Genomic DNA, 5,151 nt, shown 5'->3' on the forward strand with positions numbered 1-5,151 from the left:
CCTGGAGGGCGCGATGTCCCGGCGCCGGCTGCGTGGCTGGAACCCGCCGCTGGAGAACGTCAACGCGCTGGTCGCCTCGGGCGGGCCGAAGCTGCTGGCGCGGGCGCGCGAGCTGGTGGTCACCAACGGCTATGCCGCCAATGCCTGCGAGGCCTTCGCCGCGAACCTTGTCGGCGACGGCATCAAGCCCTCGTCGCTGATCGACGACGCGGCGCAGCGCGACCGGGTGCAGCGGCTCTGGCTCGCCTGGACCGACGAGGCGGATGCGGACGGGCTGACCGACTTCTACGGCCTGCAGGCCATGGTCGCGCGCGAGATGTTCGTGGCGGGCGAATGCTTCGTTCTGGCAAGGTAGTTGCCGAGAGAACAGGCCCGCGAAAGCCCAAGGTCGCGCTCGCGCGGAAGCTGGCCGTCACGCTGCACGCGATGTGGCGCACCAACACGCCCTTCCGGGAGGCAGCGATGCCATAGACCGGAAACTGAAACGACGCTGATCCTCAGCACGACGGAATGCGTCCAGCCGGGACGCGCAGCGAGGGTGAGATCGGCCCCACGACTGCGGCAATGTTGCCCGTGAACTAGACGCGCTTGTCCGGGTCTATGGCAGACCGGCCAGCATTGTCAGCGACAACGGGACCGAGTTCACCAGCCGGGCAATCCTGCAATGGGCGGGCGACAACGGCGTCGACTGGCACTACATCGACCCGGGCAAGCCGCAGCAGAATGCCTTCATCGAGTCATTCAATGGCAGCTTGCGGGATGAGCTTCTGAACGAGGAGATGTTCGATAGCCTGGACGACGCTCGTCGGAAGCTGGCGCTCTGGCGCTACGACTACAACAACGTCAGACCGCACTCATCTCTCGGAAATCAAACGCCGCTCGAGGCGCGCCGGACGCTTGAGCAACTTGAGGGCTCCGCGCCCGGCGCGCTTGCCCAAACCGAAACCGAAGACTATGAAAACCAGACCTGCAGACTCTCGTTATGAATGAGGGAGCCTCGGGGGGCAGGTCAGCATGACCGCGTCCCACTTCCAAACTGAACGAAATCGGCTGGACAGGTTTGCCCGCTGCGCCGAAAGACGCCGCTGTCGGGCGAGACCACGTCGGTTTCGCGGTCTGATCCGTCCAGTTTCCGCAGCCTGCGCAACCGCAGATGCTGCTCGGGCCGAAAAATTGCTTGTCCGGCGCGCAGATTCAGGCGACCTTGCCATCAGACAGAAGCCACTTGGGGAATGTCGGCTGCGATGATTTAGGGCATGTTGCGCTCAATCGGAAATACCCGTGCGCCCCGGGCTTGGCCCGGGGCCTTACCTGAGGCAGCACGGAGGCCCCGGCTCGGTGGCCGGGGTGGGAGTGAAACCGATCAAGCGCAACGCGCTATAGAAAGATAGGGTTTCGGGAAAATGGTAACAATTGATGTGTCCCTCCGCGCCTCCGCCGGGTATCCTAAGGAGTTCCAGTTCGATCGCGATTGGTACCGGGAGACTTACCAGTTAGCACCGTCATTACGCGGAGACGAGGTCGAACGATATTTCTGGCAGAAGGGCAGCCCTAAGGGCCATAATCTCAGTCCCTACTTCAATCCCCTGTTCGTCGGGATGCAGCTTCGAGCCTTAGGTATCGAGATCGATGCCAAGGAAGACCCGCGCGACGCCTATCTCGAGAATGCCTCGGAGCTGGATCCACATCCGCTGCTGCCGCGAAACCCGACTTGTTTGTCAGCAGATCATCGGCTCAGCAAGGTATCGGATACGGAGTGGTACAACAAATCTGTTTTCATTCTGAGAATGCTGGACAACCAGACGACGCGCCACAGCCTTTTCTTTGATCCTAGTTTCATGGTGGATGCGGAAGGGAAGCCAATGGAACGGCCGCTGGAAACCTACCTACGATTCCATGCGCAGGGCGACATGAAGGTCTCGACGCTGTTTGACCCTGAATTCTACCGATCCGCTTATCCGGATGTTGCACGCGCCATTGAGGGTGGCGAGCATATGTCACAAAACCTTCTGGAACATTTTATCGCTTTCGGAATGCGGGAAAACCGCCTTCCGTTTCCAGATCTCGACCTCGATTACTACGCGAGCCAAAATCCTGACGTCGCTTCTGGCGTGAGCGAGAGCGGCATATCCCTAGTTTACCACTTTCTAAACTTTGGTCTCTCGGAACACCGCGACCCTAACCCATATTTCAAAACACAATACTATATTGAGGCCCAGCCCCACGTTCTTGAAGAAATCCGGAGGTTGCGTCTTGTCGGCCCTTTCGAACATTTCCTCAAGATCGGCTACAAGGCCGGCTTGAAAGCCAGCCAGCCCCTATATTCCGTAGAGCTGCCTGAACATATGGGCAAGGTTATGTATGAAAAAAGTGCGATCAGATTACGCGAAAGCTCATGCGAGACAATGCGAAGATCACTTTTCCGGCCTTTGAGGATGCGCCGAAGATCTCCTGCATCATCCCAGTGGTGAACCAAGGCCATATGACTATAAATTTGCTGGAGCAATTGTCTAACATAGCATGGCGCGAGGATATGCCAGCGATTGAGGTCATCGTCGTGGACAATGGCTCAACCGATGTCACCCTCGAACTGTCCAATGTGACCGAAGGCTTGAGCATTGTGCGTAGCGAGAAACCTCTTGGCTATCCAGGTGCATGCAATCGAGGAGCTGCAGCGGCATCGGGTGACGTACTTGTCTTCATGAACAACGATATAGAGGTCGATGCGGCTTCTTTCCGTTATGGGTTTGAACAACTTTCGAACACGCCCGATATAGGTGCAGTGGGTGGCAAAGTTCTCCTTCTCAACGGCGTGCTGCAGGAAGCGGGTAGCATAGTGTTCCTTGATGGAAGTTCCTGCGGTATCGGACGGCACGAAGACCCAAACCTTGGCGAGTATAATATCGCACGAGAAGTAGATTACTGTTCAGGCTGTTTCCTTTTCGTACGCCGCAGCAACTTCGAGGTTTTGAACGGCTTCGACGAAGTTTTCAGTCCGGGATATTATGAAGAGGCGGATCTGTGCTTCCGCCTGAAAGAGAAAGGGTTGGCTACAATTTATGATCCACGGATCGAAGTCCGCCATTACGAGTACGCCAGCTACAGCAAAGGACGCCCGGCCAAGGTTTCCATGGCTCTCATGCGGCGAAACCAGAAGATTTTCTGTCAACGGCACAAGCAGCGCCTGTCAAGACTGCCGATTCCGACAAGCGACACTTGGCGTCAATCGTGGTTCAACGCACACCATGGAAAGGCACGCAGCATAGCGGTGGTAGAAGACTATATCCCGGATCCGAGCATCGGCTCGGGTTTCGTCCGCTCCGCAGATGTCATCGAGAAAATGTTAGCAGACGGGCATAGGGTGACGCTTTTCGCACAAAACTACATGCAGGGTATCTCTGCGGACACGCTGCGCCAGAAAGGCGTCGAAATCGTCGAATGCTACCGTGATTCCACGCCGAGAAACCCGTTGGTGGGGCGAGAATGGTCCTATGACATTCTTTGGATCTGCAGAACGCACAGCATCCGCCCATGGACGTCGCGGGCAATGGCCGTGAAGGCGATCAATCCGAACATGAAGATCGTCTTCGACACAGAAGCCGTCACGGCTTATCGCAAGATCGCGTATCAGAAACTCCTCGGTCGGGAAAGCAAGCATACGCCAGAGGACTTGGTCGCTCAGGAATTGGAAAGCGAACTACCGCCCGACATGATCGTGGCCGTCAACGAAATCGACAGAGCGGCCATTGCTGCACAATCCATCTCTCCCGTCAGAGAGCTCGGGCACCGCGTTGTTGCAAGGCGCGGAGCCCCAGGGCTGGACAATCGGTCGGGCCTTTTCTTCTGTGGGTCCTTTCATGATGAGGAAAGCCCAAATTTTGACAGTATCCAATGGATGGTTAACAAGGTCTGGCCCATCCTTAGAGCGCAGATCCCAGACGCAGAATTGAGTATCGTGGGCCATTGTGGCCCACAGGTTCCTTTAAAATCGTTGATCGCTAATGTAGACGGGGTGAATTACATTGGCCGCGTGGACTCCCTTGAGAATTATATGGACAGCGCGCGGATATTCATTGCTCCTACCCGATACGCTGGAGGCATACCGCACAAGGTCCACGAAGCGCTTGCAGCCGGACTTCCAACTGTCTGCACCGAGCTTCTTCGAACTCAACTGGCGACGACCGAGATCGCGCCGAAAGACGTCCCTGTCCTCTCGAGTGCCGTGAACGATGAGGAAGGCTTTGCCTCAGAGTGTATCAAACTCTTGCAGGACGATGTTCTCTGGGAAAAGCTCCAAAAAGAATCATTTGACTTCATACACGCAACCGCATCTGATGAGGTGTTCACCCGAAATTTAAGGGAGATCCTCGATGTCATCTAATATGGCGAGCTTGCCAGACGGGGTTGAACTGCGTTCGGGGAAGTTCTACGATGACCGCTGGATTTCCTCGGAAATCCAGCTTGCATTCACGAACATGCCCGAAACATTCGTGTTCTACCTTACCTTGTGGAATCCAGATACGTCCGCCGGTTGTCACATGAACACAGTCACGGTATCCTGCAACGATATAATTCGGGTCACTGACAAAATCAGAATGGGCCAAGTCGTTGATATATCTGTAGAGTTCGCCGGCGCCAGCAAGGGAGTTCTTGGCATAAAAGTGAAGCATAGCATACCTGGATCACAACTGGATCGCAGGGAACGTGCCATGAAAGTGGTTGATGTGGGATGGAAGGATTGATGTAAGAGCCCGATTTAAAACTAGGCAGCACACCCATTAATTCTAGGTTAACGTAAGACCGCATGTCTTCTTCTATCGGCACGCTCATGACGGTTCAGCCTGTATCCTGATCGCATGGCCGGTGACCTGCCCCCCGCAACCTCCCGCGTTGTGATGTAGAGTTTGCTCAACCTTTCGAAGGAGCAAACGAATGCGAAAGAGCCGTTTCACCGATGCGCAGATCATCGGGATGATCAAGGAACAGGAAGCCGGGATGTCGACGGCGGAGGTGTGCCGCAAGCACGGTCTCAGCCAGGGCACGTTCTACAAATGACCTGCCACTGAACTTTCATCCAGCCGGAACCGGAGCCCTTTGGGTTGATACGCCGATTGGCGCAGGTGGAGCAACCGACATCCGTGCGGAGCTTTC

Annotated in this window: 4 protein-coding genes and 2 pseudogenes; all 6 read left to right on the plus strand. The window is 56.0% G+C overall.

Translation table 11 applies throughout. The annotated features are described in order from the left end of the window. The coding region (locus ACH13J_RS17970; protein ID WP_397544720.1) for a phage portal protein at window positions 1-355 on the plus strand (355 nt) is incomplete at its 5' end. 211 nt (window positions 356-566) lie between these two features. Then, window positions 567-986, plus strand: a pseudogene (locus ACH13J_RS17975) (integrase core domain-containing protein); the annotation flags it as partial. 417 nt (window positions 987-1,403) lie between these two features. After that, window positions 1,404-2,471 carry a hypothetical protein gene (locus ACH13J_RS17980; protein WP_397544721.1) on the plus strand — a complete coding sequence of 356 codons (1,068 nt, stop codon included), beginning with the start codon at window positions 1,404-1,406 and terminating at the stop codon, window positions 2,469-2,471. Beyond that, on the plus strand, window positions 2,396-4,381 hold the full coding sequence (locus ACH13J_RS17985) for a glycosyltransferase (protein ID WP_397544722.1): 1,986 nt from the start codon (window positions 2,396-2,398) through the stop codon (window positions 4,379-4,381). Before ACH13J_RS17980 ends, ACH13J_RS17985 begins: the two co-directional genes overlap by 76 nt. Beyond that, window positions 4,371-4,742: a hypothetical protein gene (locus ACH13J_RS17990; protein ID WP_397544723.1), complete on the plus strand. Its 372-nt coding sequence runs from the start codon at window positions 4,371-4,373 to the stop codon at window positions 4,740-4,742. The genes ACH13J_RS17985 and ACH13J_RS17990 overlap by 11 nt, the downstream gene beginning before the upstream one ends. A gap of 190 nt (window positions 4,743-4,932) precedes the next feature. Continuing rightward, a pseudogene (locus tag ACH13J_RS17995) lies at window positions 4,933-5,052 on the plus strand (transposase); the annotation flags it as partial. Window positions 5,053-5,151: the final 99 nt, after the last annotated feature.

Source organism: Roseovarius salis (genome assembly GCF_044472985.1).
GTDB lineage: Bacteria > Pseudomonadota > Alphaproteobacteria > Rhodobacterales > Rhodobacteraceae > Roseovarius > Roseovarius salis.

Coding starts and splice junctions, on each gene's coding strand:
- ACH13J_RS17990 (WP_397544723.1), top strand. CDS start 4,371: ATGTCATCTAATATGGCGAGCTTGCCAGACGGGGTTGAACTGCGTTCG.
- ACH13J_RS17980 (WP_397544721.1), top strand. CDS start 1,404: ATGGTAACAATTGATGTGTCCCTCCGCGCCTCCGCCGGGTATCCTAAG.
- ACH13J_RS17985 (WP_397544722.1), top strand. CDS start 2,396: ATGCGAGACAATGCGAAGATCACTTTTCCGGCCTTTGAGGATGCGCCG.